Raw genomic sequence first — 18385 nt, forward strand, 5'->3', positions numbered from 1 at the left:
AATAATGAATAATGTTATTTAGTTGATAGTTAGGTTATTATGCATTATAAATTATTCATTGTGCATTAACCATTATCCATTAACCAACTACTCTATCGCTATGAAAACCCATTATCGTTTCCTCTGGCTTTTCCTGTTTCAGCTTCCGCTGTTATCGGTTTCCTGTAACAAAAACCAGCCGGTTCAACCCACGCCCGGAAGTGCCCGGCTGGTTAATACCATTCACCTCGATCAGTTGTACCAGGCTGTCAAGCTGAATGGTGCTGATGTAGGGTTGATTAATATCTATAGCGAGTATCCTGATTACAAATGGGTTGCCGACGACGACGAAGGAGCTGCCTGCGTCGATGATATAGCCCGAACGGTTCTGTTTCTGGTACACGAACCCGATTTGACGACCAACACCGCCAAGCAGGATAAGCTGCGTAAGCTGACGGAATTCGTGTTGCAGATGCAGTCGGATAACGGGTACTTCTATAATTTCATCTTTGGCAACCTGTCGATCAACAAATCGGGGAGTACCAGCATCAACCAGCCTAACTGGTGGTCGTGGCGGGCACTCTGGAGCCTGACCGAAGCGTATACGTATTACAAAACGGCCGATCCTGCGCTAGCCACGCGCCTGCAAACAGCCAGTCAGCGGCTCGTAACGAATATGGTTCGGGATTTTGGTAGTAAAGCGCAGGCCTACAATTTTGTGAAGGGGCTGAAAATTCCAACCTGGTTGCCCTACGGTTCCGGCTCCGATCAGGCAGCTATCATGATGCTCGGCCTGCTCAACTACCAGCAACAAACTCCCGATAGTCAGGTTCTTAAGCTGATTGGTACGCTGGGCGATGGGATTGTTCAGATGCAGTTTGGTGGGCCTGATCAGGTGCCGTATGGTGCGATTTTAAGTTTCGACAATGGCTGGCATGCCTATGGGAGTGATCAGTCCTATGCACTTTTACGGGTGGGTAAAGCCCTGAACCGCGCCGACTGGATAGCCGTTGCCAAACGGGAAATTGATAACTTTTATCCGTATTTGCTCAAAGAGGGTTTTCTGGAATCGTTTGATGTGAGTCAGCAGGGCACAGTGCTTACCTTCGGTAAAAAATCGCGTTTTTCGCAGATTGCCTATGGCGTGCGGCCGATGGTGTGGGCGGCACTCGAACTGTATGACCAGACAAAAGATGCCCAATACGTTACGCTGGCGGGGCAACTGGCGGGCTGGTTTTTAGGCAATAACCCCGCGAAGGCAACCATGTATGATAAAACAACTGGTCTGGGCTTCGATGGGATTACGTCGGATACTCAGATCAATAAAAACTCGGGTGCTGAGTCCACCATTGAAGCGTTGCTGGCTTTTCAGCGACTGGAGAATTACCCCGATGCCGTAACCCAGGCAAACAAATACCCTTAATTATGGCAGAAGTTAAACTGGTGCATATTGCCAAAGCCTACGAGAAAGGCCCACGCGTTATTCGGGACGTCAACATAACCGTCAACGACCGGGAATTTCTGGTGCTCGTTGGGCCATCGGGTTGTGGTAAATCGACGTTGCTGCGCATGATTGCAGGTCTGGAAGAAATCACCGAGGGCGAACTGCTGATCGACGGGAAACGCGTTAATGACGTACCTCCCAAAGACCGCGACATTGCCATGGTGTTTCAGAACTATGCCCTCTATCCGCACATGACTGTGTTTGATAATATGGCTTTTGGGTTAAAGCTGGCGGGTTTACCGAAAGAGGATATCAAACAGCGGGTCAATCGGGCGGCTACTATGCTCGAAATAGAAGCATTACTGGATCGAAAGCCTAAAGATATGTCGGGGGGACAACGGCAGCGGGTGGCCATTGGTCGGGCCATTGTGCGCAACCCCAAGGTGTTTTTATTTGACGAGCCCCTGAGCAACCTGGACGCGAAACTGCGGGTGCAAACACGAATTGAGTTACAGAAACTTCACCGGGAACTGAACGCAACGATTATTTACGTCACTCACGATCAGGTGGAAGCCATGACCCTCGGCGACCGGATCGTGGTGCTGCGCGATGGTGATGTGGTGCAACAGGATACGCCGATTAACTTATACAACCATCCCGCAACGCAGTTCGTGGCCGGATTTATTGGCACACCACCTATGAATTTCGTGCCGGGTCGTCTTGTGGATGATACCTCATTACGCTTTATTAGTGCGGGTAATCAAGTACTGATTGATCTGTCAACATTGCCCTGGGCCAGCCGATTACGGCCGTATGCGGGTAAGCCCATTACGCTTGGTATCCGGGCCGAACACCTCAGTGAGCAGCCACCGACAGCGCAGGCCGTTCATGTACAACCCGTAACGATTGAGGCCATTGAAAACATGGGCAATGAAACGCTGGTTTACTGCCCGATTGATGAGGGACGGCTAATTGCCCGTTTATCGGCGGGCTATGTTGCCCCGTTCGGACAACCTGTCAATCTGTTCTGGAATCTTGATCAATGCCACTTTTTTGATGCCGAAACGGGTCTGGCGATTTAGCCTGTAGGTTAGAACCCACGGCTACAACATGAGCTATCCCTACGGGATTTGGTTTGCCGTAGCTGCCCTTACTGCTGTAGTTGATAAAAGAAAACTATTAGTTGTAACTCCTACAACCGAATTTGCAAACCATCATAGCCAAGGCGAATGCCAGCCGGAAGCTCTTTCTCGACCTCGTTATGCAGACCAAGTTTGTGGCTGATGTGCACGAAATAGGTGCGGTCGGCATTGACGCGTTGCGCCAGGGCAATGGCCTGATCGAGCGTGAAGTGCGAAATATGGGCCTGACGCTGAAGTGCATCGACTACTAGTACTTTAGAGCCTTTTACTTTTTCCAACTCCTCGTCAGCAATGTAATTAAGATCGGTGAGGTAGCTGAAATCGCCGATTCGGTAGCCAAATACGGGAAGTTTGTGGTGCATGACCTCGATTGGGATAATTGGGATGCCCAAAACCTCAAAGGGCTCGTTACGGATTTCGTTCAACAGAACGTGGGGCGTGCCGGGATACTTATGCTCGGCAAAAATGTAGGCAAATTCGCGCTGTAACTGCGCCAGTACAGTTGGGCGACCATACACAGGCATATCCTGCCCCGACCGGAAATTATAGGCTCTCACCTCATCTAAGCCCGCCGTGTGATCTTTATGTTCATGGGTGAACAGAACGGCATCGAGTTGCAGCAAATTCAGTCGAAGTACCTGCTGGCGAAAGTCAGGACCCGTATCGATCACAAAACTGCGTCCATTCACCGAAATATGGGCTGAGGTACGAAGCCGCTTATCCCGAAAATCGACTGACCGGCAAACATCACACTGGCAGCCAATGAGTGGCACGCCCGACGATGTTCCTGTACCCAGCAATGTGATAATCATAAGGAGGAAAGGGAGGATGGAGAAAAGGGAGGAGAGGGATTTGGTAGTATAAACCCTTTCCTCCCTTTCCTCCATCCTCCTTTCCTCCCTTTTTATTTGTCTGTAAGCTGATTAACGACTTCTACCAGACGGTCGAAGTTGAGGGGTTTTACAAGAACGTCGTTGAAACCGGCGGTCTTAAATTCTTCCTCGGTGTAGTTTTTAGCATTACCCGTGATTGCAACAATGGGTACACTGGCTTTTTCTTTTTCGGGTAAGGCCCGAACGCGCCGTACACACTCCATACCGTCCATCAGGGGCATGTTGATGTCCAGCAGGAGAATGCTGAAATCTTCTTTCTCCAGAATCTGTAACACTTGTTCGCCATTTTTAACAGCGGTGATGTCATAGTTCTGAAACTCAAGAATTTTGCGGGCCAGATTCTGGATAACGGAGCTATCTTCGGCAATCAGGACGCGTTTGGAAGCTGACATAAGGCTTGTGGTATCGTTGTTACGTTTAGTGAGGTGAAATTATAGAGTTAAATCGGCAAACGCAAAAGGGGTTTTGCGTCAAAATAAGTGTAGCGTATCTTTTTTACTGTTTATGGGAATATAGTAGGGGAATGGTACAAGAAGAACGAAAAAAAATCCTGATAAAGATGATTATATCGTTTTCTATCTCATGACTTTCTTCATTTTTGTGACTTTTTTGTCGGCTCAAATCAGTACTTTTTCCATAACCATGAATTCCAGGGGCTGTTTGGGGAGGCCAAAACTTGGGTCGTTCGGAAATGGCTTGGTTTCACCCGTAGGTTGGTAACCCCGGCGTTCATACCAGGCAATCAGTTCATGCCGTGCTGTAATAACGGTCATGGAAATAGCCCTACACTGTTGCGTAAAAGCCCTTTTCTCCGCAACGGCCAACAATTGTTTGCCAATCCCGCCGGCCTGCGCTTCGGGCGAAACGGTCAGCATACCCAGGTACAACTCATCGCCTTTCTTTTCCAGATACACACACCCAAGCAGTTGGCCTTCAGCTTCATATTTTAGAATAGTGGCGTTTGGGTTATGGAGCATGATCAGAAGGCCTTGGGCATCTGTCCGAATACCACCCAATAAATCGGCTTCGGTCGTCCAGCCTTTTTTTGAGCTTTCGCCCCGATAGGCACTATTCACGAGCTTATCTAATGCTGGAATATCCTGCTCAGTGGCCGGGGAAATTTGTTCGTTCATTGTCACAGGGTTTGAGGTTTGGAGTTCGAAGTCTGACGTTTTTGCTACGTAAACTTCGAACTCCAAACCGTAAACTTCGAACTATTTAGGCACTTCCCTAAAATCCAGTTGCTGAATCAGCGCCGGATTCTCCGGGGTTAACGTGAAAAATACGTCGATGTTAGCTTTCTCGCCTTCCAACAGGAAGTGGCCGCGCAACTGATTTTCGGGAATAAGGTCGCCAACGCGCTCAATTTTACCCACTTTAGCGTATAAATCCTGCACTACTTTCCGACGTATGGCCACGGACTTGTCCGGGAAGAAGTTTTCGGCAAAAATGCCGCTTTGTTCAGCCTTCGTCCAGTCGGGGAGGAGTTTTAGTAGTTCAGCTTTGCGTTGGGCGAGGATGGGCGATACGGGTAGCTGGCGTGGGGGCAATTTTCCAATACCCACCAGTGTGTCGAGTACAACTGCATTTACTGCCCCCATCCCGGCATAGGTCAGGTTGGCGTAGGAAATAATCCCAACGCCATAATCGGTCAGGATGCGCCACTGACTGCCGAAGCCCGGAAGTCCGCCCGTATGCCCTATGCCTACCTGCCCTTTGCAGTTCTGGCCCCATCGTAGTCCGTAGCCGTAGCCCGTTACTTCAGGGCATAGCTGGCCCGCCGAATTTTTTGCCTGCGCATTCAGCCCTGATAATGTCCAGGGTTTCTGCATCTCCCGTAGCGAACTCCGTTTGATGGGTGATGCGGCATTCCGACCAGTATCAGGCGCATTACTTGGTGGCCAGGCACTTTGGTGGAGAGCAACATATTTACTGAAATCATCAATAGAGGTAATTAAGCCACCCATTGCCCCGTACGAACCATCGTGCAGGAGTGGTTCTTCGAGCCACTTGTCGTCCTGCCAGCGGTAACCCAGGGCTAGTTTCTCGGCGGGCACTTTGGTGTATTCCCACTGCGTATCGTTCATGCCCAGTGGCTTCAGGATCGTTTCGGTGATATACTGCTGATACGGCTTTTTCGATACAACCTTAATGATGTGGCCCAGCATGGCGAAACCAAGATTACTGTATTCGTAGGTAACGTTCGGCACATTGGAATTCGAGATGCCCTCTTTGATCAGCTTGAGCAAATCGGCATCTGAATCATCCAGTTGCCGGTCGCCCCAGGGATTGTCTTCGGGAAAACCGGCCGAGTGGGTCATCAGGTTACGAACCGTAATTTTGGGCGCGTCGGCCGTCAGGTATTTATGCGATTTTAGTTCTGGAATATAGTTTTCGGCCGGATCATCGAGTTGTAGTTTGCCTTCATCGCGGAGTTTCAAAATGGCCATCGACGTCAGACTCTTGGTCATCGATGCAATTCGAAACAATGATTTGGCCGTTGCGGGTATTTTCTTGGCGACATCCGTGTAGCCAACTCCTCCCGAATACACGAGTTTGCCATCCAGCACAATGCCGAAGGCGATACCCGGCAGATGACGTTTCTCGGCCGCGTCCTTATATATTTTTTCGACAACAGGGAAAGCCGCTTCCAGCCGTTTTAGCCGGTCGGCGTCAGTGAAGACGGGGGGCTGGTAGGTTGTTACATGGGCCACTGTACGCGTTGCACCCGTCTGGGCAAAAGCGGAAGAAGCCATCAGGAAGAGAGCCGGGAGAAGCTGTTTCATAGAGAGGTTGTGTTCAAGTCGGCTAACTTACCAAATAATCGCATCTGGATTTATAGTGCTTGTCGGCTCGGCAAGACAAACTTGATTTTTTCGACAGGATTTACGGGATGAACAGGATTTCAATCGCGTAAATCCTGTTCATCCTGTCGAAAATAACTACACAATTTCCAGCACCAGAACGCCCAGCGGAGGCAGATCTATGGGCACACTGTTTGGGGCTTGCAGGTTCGTTTTGGTTCGGAAAATATCCCGAAACGAATGGATGTCAGCGCTTTTTAGTTTCATTTTCTGCCAGGCATCATCTGGAATATTGACCAGGGTGGACGCTGACTTCGTTTTGTCGAAGTTGCAGATAATTAGTAGCTTTTGTTTGGCGGAATAACGCAGGTAGCTATATAACCGCTTCTGGTCATAGTCGGGATTTTGACGATTGCTGGCCTGTAAATCGTAGAAACTACCCGTTCGGATGGCGTCGCTGGTGTTGACCAACTGGTTGAGTTGCTGGTAAAATTGCCGTAGTTTTTTCTGATTAGCGGTTAGTTTCCCGCCATCGAATTTCCTGCCATTCGTCCAGGCCTGATATTCTGGAATACCCCAATAATCGAAAATAGTGGTGCGCCCGTCATCGCCCTGAAAACCTTCGGCTTTTGTCGGATTTACACCCAGTTCCTGCCCAAAATAAAGCATGACCGGACCCGTGTGTAACGTAGCCGAAAGGGTCATGGCCGGAACAGCCGTCCACGGATCGCCCGCGAAAAAGCTGGACGCAATGCGCTGTTCGTCGTGGTTTTCCAGGAAGCGGACCATATGTTCCGAAATATCCCCGGATTCGGTTTGCCAGACTTTTGTAATATCCTCCACCGTTCCTTTGCCCTCCATCAGTCGCCGGAGCGAATCGTAGAGGCCGACCTTGTCGTAGAGGTAGTCGAATTTGCCGGTCTGAATGTAGTTTTTGTATTCGCTCGGATTATAGATTTCGGCAATAAACACCAGACTGGACCTGAACGCTTTTACCTGCGGGATGGCCCAGCCCCAGAATTCAACAGGAACCATTTCGGCCATATCGCAACGGAATCCATCAACGCCTTTTTGGGCCCAGAACAGCAGAATATCCCGCATCTTGAACCAGGTCGACGGGATAGGGTTGAAATGGGTCTGGCGGTTATTCTGGTAGTCGACGCCGTAGTTTAGCTTGATGGTTTCGTACCAATCATCGAGGTTGGGTTTGGCCTTGAAAACATCGTTTCCTGTTGCTTTGGCAGGCAGTTCGATATACGGGCCGGATGACAGGCCTTCTGGTACATGGACACCGTCGGGTACATGAAACAATTCCTTGGGCAGGTAATAAAAATTGTTTTTTGGATCAAACGCTTTCGTCTTGTCGTCGGTTTGTCCCATGTCCTCAACGCCTGATGGCTTCGCATCCGAATGGTATTGACGAGCCAGGTGATTCGGTACAAAATCAATTATGACCTTCAACCCATTTGCATGCGATCGCTTGATCAGAGCCTCGAATTCCTGCATCCGATTTCTAACATCCACCGCCAGATCAGGATCGACATCGTAATAATCCTTAATGGCGTAAGGCGATCCCGCCCGACCCTTGACAATCTGGGGGTTATCTTTCGGAATACCACTTGACGAATAATCGGTGATGAGCGCGTGTTCGATAACGCCTGTATACCAAACGTGCGAAATACCGAACATCTTCAGTTCCTGCAACGCCTTATCTGTAATATCGTTAAACTTCCCAACGCCATTTTCATTGCGGGTGCCCCAGGGCTTGTTGGTTGTTTTCTGATTCCCAAACAGGCGGGTAAAAATCTGGTAAATAACGAGTTTGTCGGTCCGTGAAACGGCAGGATTCAGGAGGTTATCGGCGGCTTCTGCGAAGGTGTTACTCAGTACAGCAGTTGAAATTATCCCGGCTGTAAATCCCCGACGGGAGAGGGTAGACGAATTGGACGCGTTTTGTGTCATAGAGTTGAGATAAAGATTTTGACAGGATTTACAGGATGAACAGGATTTTTATTAGTGGTGTCAGATGCTTACATCTGGCACGGGAGGTTTCTCAAAACCGAACCAATTACAATAGGTTTTGAGAAACCTCGTATGTCGGTTATTAGTAACCGACAGCACGGTCAACTCCATAAATCCTGTCAAAACTAATCTACTTCATTGCTTTTATCCAGTCCCGAATCAATTCTACACTTTCGGCATGAACCGTTTTGCGGCCTAGTTCGGGCATCATGGCGCCGGGGTCGGTTGAGTTGAGTCGATACATCAGGATGGATTCATCGGGTTTGCCCGGTACAATATCGAACGGATGTCCACCCGATCCGCGACCAGCGGCAACGGGCGTTTTTAAGATACCCAGGGCCGTTGGGTCTGTTTCTGAAATTCCCAGATTCAAGCCCGATGTCATGGCTGGGCCTTTGGGGTTGTGGCAATGGGCGCAATTGATGTCGAGCCAGGCGCGCGCCCGGTCGTTGAGCGAACCGGTTTCGGGCTTGTTCCAAACGGGTGTTTTGGGGCAGTTGGCTAAGGCGGGCAAGCCTGTGAGCATACCTGCCTGTTTCCAATGTGCCAGCTGATTTTCGTTCGTTGCTCCGTAAGCCAGTTCACCATTGAGTTGCCGCACCGATGGGCCAATGGGCGTCATCACCTCGTTCCGATTGTGGCATCCTTTGCACTGGTTCAGATTCGGAATGGTGTAGTTATGCTGGCGAGTCGCACCTTTCGCATCGACATAACTGACGCTTTTGGTATCACCCGCCACCTCCAGCAGGGCGTCGGTTTGTTCGTCATTCCACACATAATCGAACGCTTTCCAGCCTTCGGACTGGTGAATAAGTAGGCGCGTTTCCATCAACCGTCGTCCTTTGGCTGGATCCCGAAAATCGTTCGGATAATAGAACGTTTTGATCAGTGTGGTACCGACGGGGAAGTTGAGAACAGCCGTATCGTTATATGCAACCGATTGACCAGCAGGTAGCTTTACAAACCGTAACTTCTCGGCATAATCCGAAAATAAAGGCGTGTTAAGGGCATAGGGCACAACGCCATCTGTGGGTTCCTGCCTGGCTGGGTTCCCCTTGAAGAAGTTGTATTCCGATAGTTTTTCGGGTACGGCAGCCGTTCGCCAACTGACTAAGGTCAGCCAGGAAATGCCCAGAAACAGAGACCAAAACAGGTAAGTACGCATCGTTCTTAGCGGGCACTCGTCATTGTTTTCAGTGGCTCCAACTGGCAATCGAAGGGAGTTGCGCTAAACGAAACGTTTTGGAATTGCCGTCCGGCATCGAGGTTGACGACGCTCTGATTTTTGTTGTTCCGGATGCAGATGCGTTTGTCAGCCAGCGGCTTTCCGTCTTTATCGAAGGTAGCAGGATCAGCGATACCGTCGTATATGATATGTGGTACGGCCTGACCTGATTTGAGAATCTTATCGAAAATCTGGTTGTAACGACCGCGCGAACTGGCTGGGCCTGGATTTCGCTCGTAGACATTATCATGGATGGAAACCGCCGTTGAAAAGGGATAATAGGCTTTATCGGTAATTGGGCGTTCGGTAAGCAGGTAGCTAATGATGCCCGTTCCCAGGGTTTGGTTTCGGATAAAGCGGTTATTGAAGACTTCCACGCCGTTGGCCGCCAGAATCATTAAACCTGTTCCGTCCGATACGCCCGCCACGATGTTGCCAGCGGGAGCAAAATTGGGCAGGTTATTATCGTGCACGTAGTTGTTGAACACCCGTACATTTCCGCCCTGTTTCTGCACCAGATCGGGCAAGTCGAATATCAATATGCCACCGGTATTGTCGTAGGCTTCATTGTCAAACACATCGGCGTTGCGCGAATTCTCAATCTCGATACCTGCTACGTTATGGTAGGCTTTGCTGTTCTTCACAACAATCCCGCGCGACTGCCCAACGTAGATGCCCGCGTCGGAAGCACCAATGGCCGTGCAGCCATCGATCACGACGTTGTCGCATTGGACTGGATAAAGGCCGTAGCCGCCGTTTTCGGCTTTGGGTGGGCCTGTCCATTCAACCTTTACGTTTCGGAAGGTAATGCCCTTTACGTTCATGGTTTTGATGCCGTCGCCTTTGGAATCCTGAACGGTCATATTTTCGATGACGATCTCTTCGGCATTGGATACGCGCAGGCCCTCGGCCCCATCGGTTTGCCCTTTGAAACTCAGGATGGTTTTGTCGATGCCTTTCCCTCGGATGACAATGCGTTTTTTGTCTTCAAGCGAGAGCGTACCCGTGAACGTAAATGTCCCGGCATCTAGGTCGACGGTGCTCCCGTTATCGGCCATGATCAATTTGGTCTGGTAGCGTTTCTGAACATCGGCCTGGGCGTAGACCAGTTGGGTACATAGGCAGGTAGTAATGAATAGAAGATAGGGTTTCATAGACAAGGGGGGCTGACTGGTATATATTCCGTGGTGTCGGTTTTGAGAAACCGACATTATTTAGGTTTCTTAAATCCTAATTGACAATATAAAACAAGGTTTTAAGAAACCTTACTTGTCAGGTTGAAGAACTTGACATCACGAACGATGGCATCGGCGGCCCCTCTACCTTCGCAAAGGCAAAGTGGAGTCAGAGAAAATAGCAATAAAATCTCGATAATTCTCTATTAAAATTTGCTTTCTAATCATTTTTAAATAGATTCTTTGCTACTCTTCATCATTCGCAAAATCATTAATAAATTGCCAGCCTAAACATAATCGTTGAGTAATGCTCATCGATGTCTCCTCTTATTTACAACCAAGCATTTATGAAACACGTCAGTACGTTATTACTGTGTCTTTTCTGTTCATCCGCACTTCTCGCCCAAAAATCCTACTACGGCACCGAAGAAAAATGGCCGGAACAGGACACCGCTCGTAAAGTATACACCGTAAAAGGGGAACGGCACGGCATTAGTTACTTCAAAAAACATAAGTTTAAAGATGTTCAGTATCAGCCGGGACCAACGCTTACGTTCGACACCTACCATACGCCCGATGTGATGTATAGCTGGTGCCGGAAATGGGCCGAACAATACCCGAATCTGGTTGAGTTGTACGAAGTAGCCAAGAGCTACGAAGGTCGGCCGATTCTGCAAATGACGCTGACGAATAAGAAAACGGGCAAGCATACCGATAAGCCCGCTGCTTATTTTGAAGGCGGTCGGCACAGTGGTGAGGTAACCAGTAGCGAAGCCGTTCTCTGGCTGACGAAACACCTGCTGGACAATTACGGGAAAGACCCCGCCATCACGAAACTGCTGGATACCAAGGCGATTTACCTGCGCCCGGAAAACAACCCCGATGGCGCGACGATGTATTTGTACACGGCCCAGCGTAACCGGAGTTCCATGCGTCCCTACGATAACGACCGCGACGGTTTGTTCGACGAAGATTCTGAAGATGACCTCGATGGCGATGGCGTCATTTATCAGCTTCGGAAAAAGGCCGTTACGAAAGAAGAGCTGGAAAAAGCCGATTACGTCATTGATCCCAAAGACAAAGCCGGCCGGTTGATGAAACGGGTTCAGGCCGGAAAGGGTACGTACCTTGTTTACTCGGAAGGTATTGATAATGACGGCGATGGAAAATATAATGAAGATGGAATTGGCGGTTTGGATAACCACCGGAACTATCCCGAAAACTGGCGGCCTGATACGGATGGTGATTTTACAGGCCGGGGTTATACACAGGGTGGAGCCAGCCAATATCCATTGAGCGAACCCGAAACCCGAGCTACCTACCTTTGGCTCATGGGTCATCCGAACATCACGGTCGTGAACTCGATGGATACGAGCGTACCGATGCATTTGCGTCCGCCCTCCACATCGAGCAGTGTTGAAAGCATGTTCCCGCCCGATCTGGCCATCTACAAACATATGGATAGTCTGGGGCTTTCGTTTACGGGCTACCCTTGGGCGGGCGACGTGTATGAGACCTATAACACGCGCAACAAGTTCAACCGCTTAACGGGTGACCCTACCAAACCGACGCCCTTATTTGGTCACGGCCCTGATTTTGGCTATTTCCAGTATGGTGCGGTGTGGTATGGCGATGAGCTTTGGAACAACGGAGCCATGAAAGATTATGATAAAGATGGCGATTACGACGACTACGATGCCCTGATGTGGGATGATGAAGCCAACGGCAAACGCGGGTTTAAGGTCTGGACAAAAATGACCCACCCGCAGTTGGGCGAAGTGGAAATTGGGGGCTTCAATCCTAAGTTTTTCTCACAGAATGGTCCGGCCTGGCAGTTGGACAACTGGATTTCGAAACAGTCGAAGTTTAACCTGGCGATGGCCAAAGAACTTCCGCAAATTGAACTGACCGATGTGACCGTGAAAGCGCTGGCTAACAACGAGTATGAAGTTAAAGCGACTTGGACAAATTCAGGTCAGTTGCCGGTTGCGTTAGAGCAGGCGAAACGCGTGAAAATGGTGCAGGAAGATCGGGTAACGCTCGACTTCGACAAGACGTTACTGAAAGGTGATGCTGACGCCAAAGTCGTGATCACCCAGCCGACGCTGTTCGACAAGACGATCTATGCGGGTTACACGAACGTTGGTGAAAAAAAGGAAGCTATATTCCATGTAAAACTCAACCAGCCGGGTTCCGTGAAAGCGAAACTCAAACTGCTTTCCACCCGTGGGGGCTATAAAGAGAAAGAGATTACAATCGGGAAATAAGTTTTAAACACAGAGTCACAGAGAACACAGAGATTATGATTTATTTTAACTCTGTGTCCTCTGTGGCTCTGTGTTTAAATAATTTTTGTTTAGTCGACTTTCAGCGGGGGGCCTACTACCTGCATGTCATAGTCGGCAAAGATTTTGGCGATTTCTTCTTTTGAGGGCTCTTTCTCTAAAGCGGCCATCGTTACGAAAAACTCCTCCATTTTACCGGCTGGCTGGAAAATGACGGTCATTCTGCCCCGTTCACTGACTTGCGTCCAGGCGTGGGGCACTTTTCGGGGCAGGAAAATGCTGTCGCCCGTTTTGAGGTGGAATGTATCCTGACCGACCAGAAATTGGTATTCCCCATCCTGAACATGAAACATCTCATCCTGATTGGGATGTATGTGGGAGGGAGTGCCTCGTTTAGGCGATAAAGATGTCTGCTCAAACACCGCCAGATCACCATTGGTATCTTTCCCCGATACTTTCACATCGAGAATGTTTGAGTTGACTCCCTTCAACTGAATATGCCCATGAAATCGACCCTCACCAGCATTCACTTTGAAACCTTTTGTTGGGCGATCAATAGTGGATGAACGTGCAGTAGTGGCCGCTAACGGCGCAGCGGCCAGGGTTGTTTGAAGAAATTTTCGACGCATCATAATCAGTCAAGTTTAGTTTGGATCGTGTTGATAGCCAGTTTCTTGACTGACCACCTAAGCTACCCTAAAGACCCTTAACTGCGTCGCTGCTCTTAGTAAGCGGTATGATAATGCTATCGTGTGGAATCCTACAAAGCTGTCAGGTGCCTTCCACTAGTTCTTTTAAACCTTTCAGGATACTATCCCAGCCTTTCTCTGAGCGTTCGTAGCGTTCCTGAGCGCCCTTGCCCTGACCCACATCATCGGAAATGGATAAGATCGTTTCGCCATTTTCGTAGGTCAACTCATCCGTCACAGTCGAAAAATTGTCAGGGTCTTTGTCGTCTTCGTTGGCCAGCGTGTATTGCAACAGCTTATTCGGCTCTATTTTTACGATTTGCCCTTTCATCTCAATCTTTTTGATCAGGAATAGTTTGCCTGTAAATAGGATCGTACTTCCCACCTCCCAATCCGAATAGACCTCGCAGTTGAAAAAGTACTGTTTCGTTTTTTCGGGATTGGTCAAGGCATTCCAGACCTCAGAAGGCTCCGCTTTGAGGCTGATTTGTTTCCGCACAACAAATTCGTCCATGGTCGTTTAGCTATGTACCCACAGGCTGGTCCGCATTCGGCTTCAACCTGTATAGGTACAGAACACGGGCTGAAGCTCATGGGTACATTTCCGGTAACTATTTTATCCTGTGGCTAAATCTGAAAAAAGAGCCATATTCGTCACACGGAGACAAGGCCCTCTTTTCGTAAGTGTAAAATTGCGTGTTAACTAAAATAAGGCTGTGTTGATTTTTTCGTAGGTTACTACAACGTTTGATTATACAACAGAAAAAAGACTACGCGTTATGCAAACAAATCGCTCAAAGTATGAGATGCCTTCTTTTTTTACTAACAATTGTGTTAGGTAACAGCTACCAATCGTCTGCTCAGTCGAAGAATCGATTCAATATTGGTGCTGGTTACTCCTATTCCAATACAATCGTTGCCATAGAGAATACTTTGTTGATTGGAATCGCTCCAATCAAACCTAAGCCTGGGTTTTATGTAAGTTTAGCCTATGAACATCAACTATCAGGGCTGTTTACTACCCAGTTAGAGCTAAATCTTCAACAGAAAGGACATCGATACGAGAGTTCGGTTGAGCAACGGCTCGTACCAGTCCGTTACACTTATATAGGTATTAACCCTACGATTGGTGTTAAACCAGTGAAGAAGTTAAGCTTTTTGATTGGCCCTGAAGTAAATCTACTAATCAGTAAATCAACCAGTTGGTCTAACAGAAAACCTATTGAAATAGGTTTAACCGGCCGTGGCCGTTACCAGTTTAGTCGCATCGGTATAACAGGGGGTTATTTTAGAGCAATAACTTTTTACGACCTAACGAGTACGGGTACTTACTCATTTACAAACCAAAACTGGCAGGTAGGACTAACTTATCAGTTAAGTCCACGCTAAGTTTAACTAACTTAAATACAGTGGTTGCGGGAAAAGTAGCTTGCTGACTTTTGCCAAAACCACTGCATTTAACGTATAGAACAAGTTACTTTGTCAGCACAAATCCTATCTCATTATTGGTATGCAACGAGCTGATATGAATGCGATCACATCCATTGCTGACCACATAAAAATACTCGGCACTAGAACTGGTATTCGTAACATCCTTAAATGTTCGGTACACCACGAATAACTGTTGGGGGTAGTCCGAAAAGGGGCTATTTACAGCTGGATTGTACGTTTTGGTTCGAATTTGACCACTCCCCAAATCATTGGAAAATAGAGTATCAGGGTCAATTATATTGCCTTTTTGGTCGAAGGTCACCGTACCTTTTGTGCTAACTCTACCGGCCCCATTGTTGGCAAGATTAGATTCAAAATGCCATGTACCAACGATATTTTGATCTATAGCGGGTGGATGACAGCCAGGGATTGATATAGAATAATCCGGTGGCGTTAAGGGAAAGAGTTCTTCCTTGCAGCCAGTCAGACCCATAAAAAGTAGCCAGCGAAGTAGCGTCGTTTTCACTTACAAGTGGTTTATTCCCATAACGTCTGAATCATTTTTGTTGTATAATCTCTATAAGTTTTGCAAAAGACGAGGTCAAAAAGTGTTCACCAAATAGAATCAAAAACTTATGATCTACTTTTGCAACAGCCACTGCACCTATACAGCAGCTTTTTAGAAGTACCCTACATGAAATTTATTATTGCTCCAATATGTATGGCTGGGTTGGTCCATTACTTTGCTTTCAGACCAAACCCGGTGGTTTATCAATCCCAGATCGTGCTGAAAGATCCGGTCCAATCCGTTCAGGACTCAATGCGCGTACTACGTCACTTGTGTGAAGCGATCAATCCAACTATATTTCTAAGCTGCTATGTCCGCCAGGATAGCGTTTTTCATTTTAAGGTTGATAAAGCTACTATGCTTGGCTCTCACTACAATATAGGCAGAATCGACACGGTATCCCTACGCAATCCGGGATTTGTTAGTCTGCCGAAAGCCAGGGTTGCTCGGTTGCTAGGAGTGATAAAATTTTTGAATCGCAATCGGATTGGGGGGATTGTTCATGATACATCGACAGAGTCTTGGTGGTATCCTTACCAATTAGATAACCATAACGATATTCAGGGAACACGGTATTTGTTTCTTGTGGAATCGGTGGAAGACACCTTAAAACCTGCTTTTACTTATTACTACAAAATAGTTGATCGTAGAAGTCAACTCATTTTGACAAGATATAATGATGTCCGCCCTCGGAAATAGAGGTAGCCTATTTCATGCTGTAGTGAGCTGTTTATAAAAATAGTCTACTACAAGATAAGATTTCCGATGAACAAGTTATTGCACTATTCTTAAGGCAGGTTTATAGCTAGGAATATGTAAAGAGAATTTTCCTGAAAACTAATTTCTATAACAGGCGGTAGGGGCTAGATAAAATACAATTTACTAGGCCTTTTCTTTTTTTGCTGTTTGACCTATTTGTATTTCCAATTTAGAAATTATTTCATTATAAAAACGACTGTTAATCCTTTTTTCTTCTGCCTTATTTTTCTCAAATTCTTCAGCCGTATCCCAACTACTATTGCCATTATTCACTGCTCGAACGGCTATAGTTGTTATAGTGGAATCACTATCATTACCAGGTGAATTAGCCTCTATTTCAAAATAAGAAATATAATACATCTCCTCTGGTCTATTTGAAAAGTAAATAATTTTACCGTTCAAAGAGCCATATCCACTTTCTTGCCAGCTATCTAAGTATTTCCATTTTTCAGGAATCACATACTCAGGATTATTCTTGTAAAGAACTGCCATTTCTTTGTCAAGACGTTTTTCAGTAGCAGAAAAATTCCATTGCTGAAAGGCTCCTAATGTACCCGCACTAAGTATATCACATCCGGTTAGAGACACGATTAAAACTAACCATTTTGCATATCTCATCTGTTGCATAAGTGGCACTATGTTAACCTAAGAGCATTAAATTTGTAATTACTCACTTTACTTGTAGTTGACCCGTTTGCTCTAAACTCACTGCATTTAGGTAAGGAATAGAGTTCAAGTCAAGCATTCTGATAGTTTTATTTTTTATCTTCCACTCATAATCACTTTTAAAGATTCCAATCTTAACTTTCTTTCCTATTAAATCGGCTTTATTAGCTAAACTATACTTTCTTCCATCTTCTCCATTAAACTTGAAAGTGAACTTATTATACTCTTCTAGAGCAACTCTGACAGTATTGCTTTTTTGGAAAGACTCTATCGTCTGGATATGCCCTTGAAAATATTGTATTTCTGTTGAAGCACTCTTCGAATGAGTAATGATCCAGAATAGGAAATTTAATATAAAATCAATAGATAAAGATAAATAAATAAACTCGTATGTGTAAACATCTTGTATTACTTCATTTTTAACTCCAGAACTTTTTAAATTGTTATCTTTTACTAAACCAGCATTTGTAAAAAAAAGTTAATATTTCTTCAAAATTATCATAACTATCTTTTTCAATTATGATACTATCATATCGACCTGAAACAACTAAACAATCTTCTTTTTTGTCGGAATAATAGTTCCATTTTTCTATTTCATTAATTGGTAACTCAGTGATGTATTCATTTTTTTGGTCGGCAACAATTATTTTATCAGAGCTTAAGTAGTATATTTTTTTTAAAAACATAGAAATTAGCATTCTAATCAAAATAATCATATAGACTACGATGGTTATAGCAAATGAAGCCCAACTTGCATCTGCAATCGACAGTCCTAAAAAACTTAAAAAGAAAAGCGTAAAAACTATTAACCCGATCCACTGAAGAATATGTGGTTTCTGAGATTGGGAAATGATAGGGTAAATATTGGCTTCTTCCACGTTTTCTAAAGGAGATCGGTCAAAAAATAGTTGTAAGATACCAACTAAGAGAAGAAAAAATAGACCAGCGGTGCAAATGGCATATAACTGTACCAATCTGAACTTAAGCTGATCTTGGGGCATGTTGAAAATAATTCTAAAGTCTTAGTGAAGCCTCTTTTTAAGAATCGACACGCTCGATCTACAGATACTCCCTTAACATAATAGAGACTTTCTTTCTACCCTTTCCAACGTGCAATCGGGGTTGTTTTTAGAGCTTGTACGGGTTGGTTGATCTTAGAATAGTTCATTAATATAAGAGCTCTTACAAGACTTCTATGAGAATAATATAAATATTGGCCAAATAAATGGATCAATTTAGTAGAGTTCAATACCTATAGAAATCAGTAGCTTTTTTGCTGCTCAGGAAAGGCTACTAATTCCCC

The 18385-nt window shown here is 46.4% G+C and carries 17 protein-coding genes; 5 read left to right on the forward strand and 12 right to left on the reverse strand.

Annotated features, from left to right (window positions below; all coding sequences use genetic code 11):
- The first annotated feature begins 100 nt into the window (after positions 1-100).
- Together ACYVGO_RS31325 and ACYVGO_RS31330 are read left to right on the forward strand one after the other, a co-directional pair.
- The gene (locus ACYVGO_RS31325; protein WP_460972688.1) at positions 101-1402 is read left to right on the forward strand and encodes a hypothetical protein; all 1302 of its coding nucleotides are present in this window, start codon (positions 101-103) and stop codon (positions 1400-1402) included.
- Positions 1403-1404: 2 nt separating this feature from the next.
- A complete protein-coding gene (locus ACYVGO_RS31330) occupies positions 1405-2505 on the forward strand; it encodes an ABC transporter ATP-binding protein (RefSeq protein WP_460972689.1) in 1101 nt (366 codons plus the stop codon).
- A 110-nt stretch (positions 2506-2615) separates the two neighbouring features.
- On the opposite strand, the gene ACYVGO_RS31335 is transcribed toward ACYVGO_RS31330, so the two are convergent.
- From ACYVGO_RS31335 to ACYVGO_RS31365, 7 genes are all read right to left on the reverse strand, one after another.
- Complete coding sequence (locus ACYVGO_RS31335; protein WP_142774556.1) at positions 2616-3377, reverse strand: MBL fold metallo-hydrolase; 762 nt, start codon at positions 3375-3377, stop codon at positions 2616-2618.
- Between the two features lie 92 nt (positions 3378-3469).
- Positions 3470-3850 carry a response regulator gene (locus ACYVGO_RS31340; protein ID WP_046575488.1) on the reverse strand — a complete coding sequence of 127 codons (381 nt, stop codon included), beginning with the start codon at positions 3848-3850 and terminating at the stop codon, positions 3470-3472.
- A 225-nt stretch (positions 3851-4075) separates the two neighbouring features.
- Positions 4076-4591 (reverse strand): GNAT family N-acetyltransferase, encoded by a 516-nt coding sequence (locus tag ACYVGO_RS31345; RefSeq protein WP_460972690.1) that lies wholly within the window; start codon positions 4589-4591, stop codon positions 4076-4078.
- A gap of 81 nt (positions 4592-4672) precedes the next feature.
- Positions 4673-6244 (reverse strand): serine hydrolase domain-containing protein, encoded by a 1572-nt coding sequence (locus ACYVGO_RS31350; protein ID WP_460972691.1) that lies wholly within the window; start codon positions 6242-6244, stop codon positions 4673-4675.
- A gap of 156 nt (positions 6245-6400) precedes the next feature.
- A complete protein-coding gene (locus ACYVGO_RS31355) occupies positions 6401-8224 on the reverse strand; it encodes an alpha-amylase family glycosyl hydrolase (protein WP_460972692.1) in 1824 nt (607 codons plus the stop codon).
- Between the two features lie 190 nt (positions 8225-8414).
- Entirely contained in the window at positions 8415-9449 is a 1035-nt protein-coding gene (locus ACYVGO_RS31360; RefSeq protein WP_460972693.1) for an SO2930 family diheme c-type cytochrome, read from the reverse strand.
- Positions 9450-9454: 5 nt separating this feature from the next.
- Positions 9455-10663, reverse strand: coding sequence for a parallel beta-helix domain-containing protein (locus ACYVGO_RS31365; RefSeq protein ID WP_460972694.1), 1209 nt, complete (start codon positions 10661-10663; stop codon positions 9455-9457).
- A 368-nt stretch (positions 10664-11031) separates the two neighbouring features.
- On the opposite strand from ACYVGO_RS31365, the gene ACYVGO_RS31370 reads away from it, so the two are divergent.
- Entirely contained in the window at positions 11032-12951 is a 1920-nt protein-coding gene (locus ACYVGO_RS31370) for a M14 family metallopeptidase (RefSeq protein WP_460972695.1), read from the forward strand.
- Between the two features lie 89 nt (positions 12952-13040).
- Here the strand turns inward: ACYVGO_RS31370 and ACYVGO_RS31375 are convergent, their stop codons facing one another.
- Entirely contained in the window at positions 13041-13601 is a 561-nt protein-coding gene (locus ACYVGO_RS31375) for a cupin domain-containing protein (RefSeq protein WP_460972696.1), read from the reverse strand.
- Positions 13602-13740: 139 nt separating this feature from the next.
- Positions 13741-14172: an SRPBCC family protein gene (locus tag ACYVGO_RS31380; protein ID WP_142774547.1), complete on the reverse strand. Its 432-nt coding sequence runs from the start codon at positions 14170-14172 to the stop codon at positions 13741-13743.
- A 233-nt stretch (positions 14173-14405) separates the two neighbouring features.
- On the opposite strand from ACYVGO_RS31380, the gene ACYVGO_RS31385 reads away from it, so the two are divergent.
- Positions 14406-15047 carry a hypothetical protein gene (locus tag ACYVGO_RS31385; RefSeq protein WP_460972697.1) on the forward strand — a complete coding sequence of 214 codons (642 nt, stop codon included), beginning with the start codon at positions 14406-14408 and terminating at the stop codon, positions 15045-15047.
- Between the two features lie 85 nt (positions 15048-15132).
- On the opposite strand, the gene ACYVGO_RS31390 is transcribed toward ACYVGO_RS31385, so the two are convergent.
- A complete protein-coding gene (locus tag ACYVGO_RS31390; RefSeq protein ID WP_460972698.1) occupies positions 15133-15615 on the reverse strand; it encodes a hypothetical protein in 483 nt (160 codons plus the stop codon).
- A gap of 168 nt (positions 15616-15783) precedes the next feature.
- Here ACYVGO_RS31390 and ACYVGO_RS31395 point away from each other — a divergent pair, with 168 nt between their 5' ends.
- On the forward strand, positions 15784-16356 hold the full coding sequence (locus ACYVGO_RS31395) for a hypothetical protein (RefSeq protein WP_460972699.1): 573 nt from the start codon (positions 15784-15786) through the stop codon (positions 16354-16356).
- Between the two features lie 183 nt (positions 16357-16539).
- On the opposite strand, the gene ACYVGO_RS31400 is transcribed toward ACYVGO_RS31395, so the two are convergent.
- Positions 16540-17043: a hypothetical protein gene (locus ACYVGO_RS31400; protein WP_460972700.1), complete on the reverse strand. Its 504-nt coding sequence runs from the start codon at positions 17041-17043 to the stop codon at positions 16540-16542.
- Positions 17044-17525: 482 nt separating this feature from the next.
- Entirely contained in the window at positions 17526-18083 is a 558-nt protein-coding gene (locus tag ACYVGO_RS31405; RefSeq protein WP_460972701.1) for a hypothetical protein, read from the reverse strand.
- Between the last annotated feature and the right edge of the window lie 302 nt (positions 18084-18385).

This window comes from Spirosoma migulaei (assembly GCF_054776855.1).

What these genes read in the sequence shown, in the direction of transcription:
- ACYVGO_RS31335 (WP_142774556.1), bottom strand. Translation starts at nt 3,377, where the DNA reads ATGATTATCACATTGCTGGGTACAGGAACATCGTCGGGCGTGCCACTC.
- ACYVGO_RS31340 (WP_046575488.1), bottom strand. Translation starts at nt 3,850, where the DNA reads ATGTCAGCTTCCAAACGCGTCCTGATTGCCGAAGATAGCTCCGTTATC.
- ACYVGO_RS31350 (WP_460972691.1), bottom strand. Translation starts at nt 6,244, where the DNA reads ATGAAACAGCTTCTCCCGGCTCTCTTCCTGATGGCTTCTTCCGCTTTT.
- ACYVGO_RS31330 (WP_460972689.1), top strand. Translation starts at nt 1,405, where the DNA reads ATGGCAGAAGTTAAACTGGTGCATATTGCCAAAGCCTACGAGAAAGGC.
- ACYVGO_RS31395 (WP_460972699.1), top strand. Translation starts at nt 15,784, where the DNA reads ATGAAATTTATTATTGCTCCAATATGTATGGCTGGGTTGGTCCATTAC.
- ACYVGO_RS31400 (WP_460972700.1), bottom strand. Translation starts at nt 17,043, where the DNA reads ATGCAACAGATGAGATATGCAAAATGGTTAGTTTTAATCGTGTCTCTA.
- ACYVGO_RS31355 (WP_460972692.1), bottom strand. Translation starts at nt 8,224, where the DNA reads ATGACACAAAACGCGTCCAATTCGTCTACCCTCTCCCGTCGGGGATTT.
- ACYVGO_RS31405 (WP_460972701.1), bottom strand. Translation starts at nt 18,083, where the DNA reads ATGCCCCAAGATCAGCTTAAGTTCAGATTGGTACAGTTATATGCCATT.
- ACYVGO_RS31365 (WP_460972694.1), bottom strand. Translation starts at nt 10,663, where the DNA reads ATGAAACCCTATCTTCTATTCATTACTACCTGCCTATGTACCCAACTG.
- ACYVGO_RS31380 (WP_142774547.1), bottom strand. Translation starts at nt 14,172, where the DNA reads ATGGACGAATTTGTTGTGCGGAAACAAATCAGCCTCAAAGCGGAGCCT.
- ACYVGO_RS31370 (WP_460972695.1), top strand. Translation starts at nt 11,032, where the DNA reads ATGAAACACGTCAGTACGTTATTACTGTGTCTTTTCTGTTCATCCGCA.
- ACYVGO_RS31325 (WP_460972688.1), top strand. Translation starts at nt 101, where the DNA reads ATGAAAACCCATTATCGTTTCCTCTGGCTTTTCCTGTTTCAGCTTCCG.
- ACYVGO_RS31360 (WP_460972693.1), bottom strand. Translation starts at nt 9,449, where the DNA reads ATGCGTACTTACCTGTTTTGGTCTCTGTTTCTGGGCATTTCCTGGCTG.
- ACYVGO_RS31375 (WP_460972696.1), bottom strand. Translation starts at nt 13,601, where the DNA reads ATGATGCGTCGAAAATTTCTTCAAACAACCCTGGCCGCTGCGCCGTTA.
- ACYVGO_RS31345 (WP_460972690.1), bottom strand. Translation starts at nt 4,591, where the DNA reads ATGAACGAACAAATTTCCCCGGCCACTGAGCAGGATATTCCAGCATTA.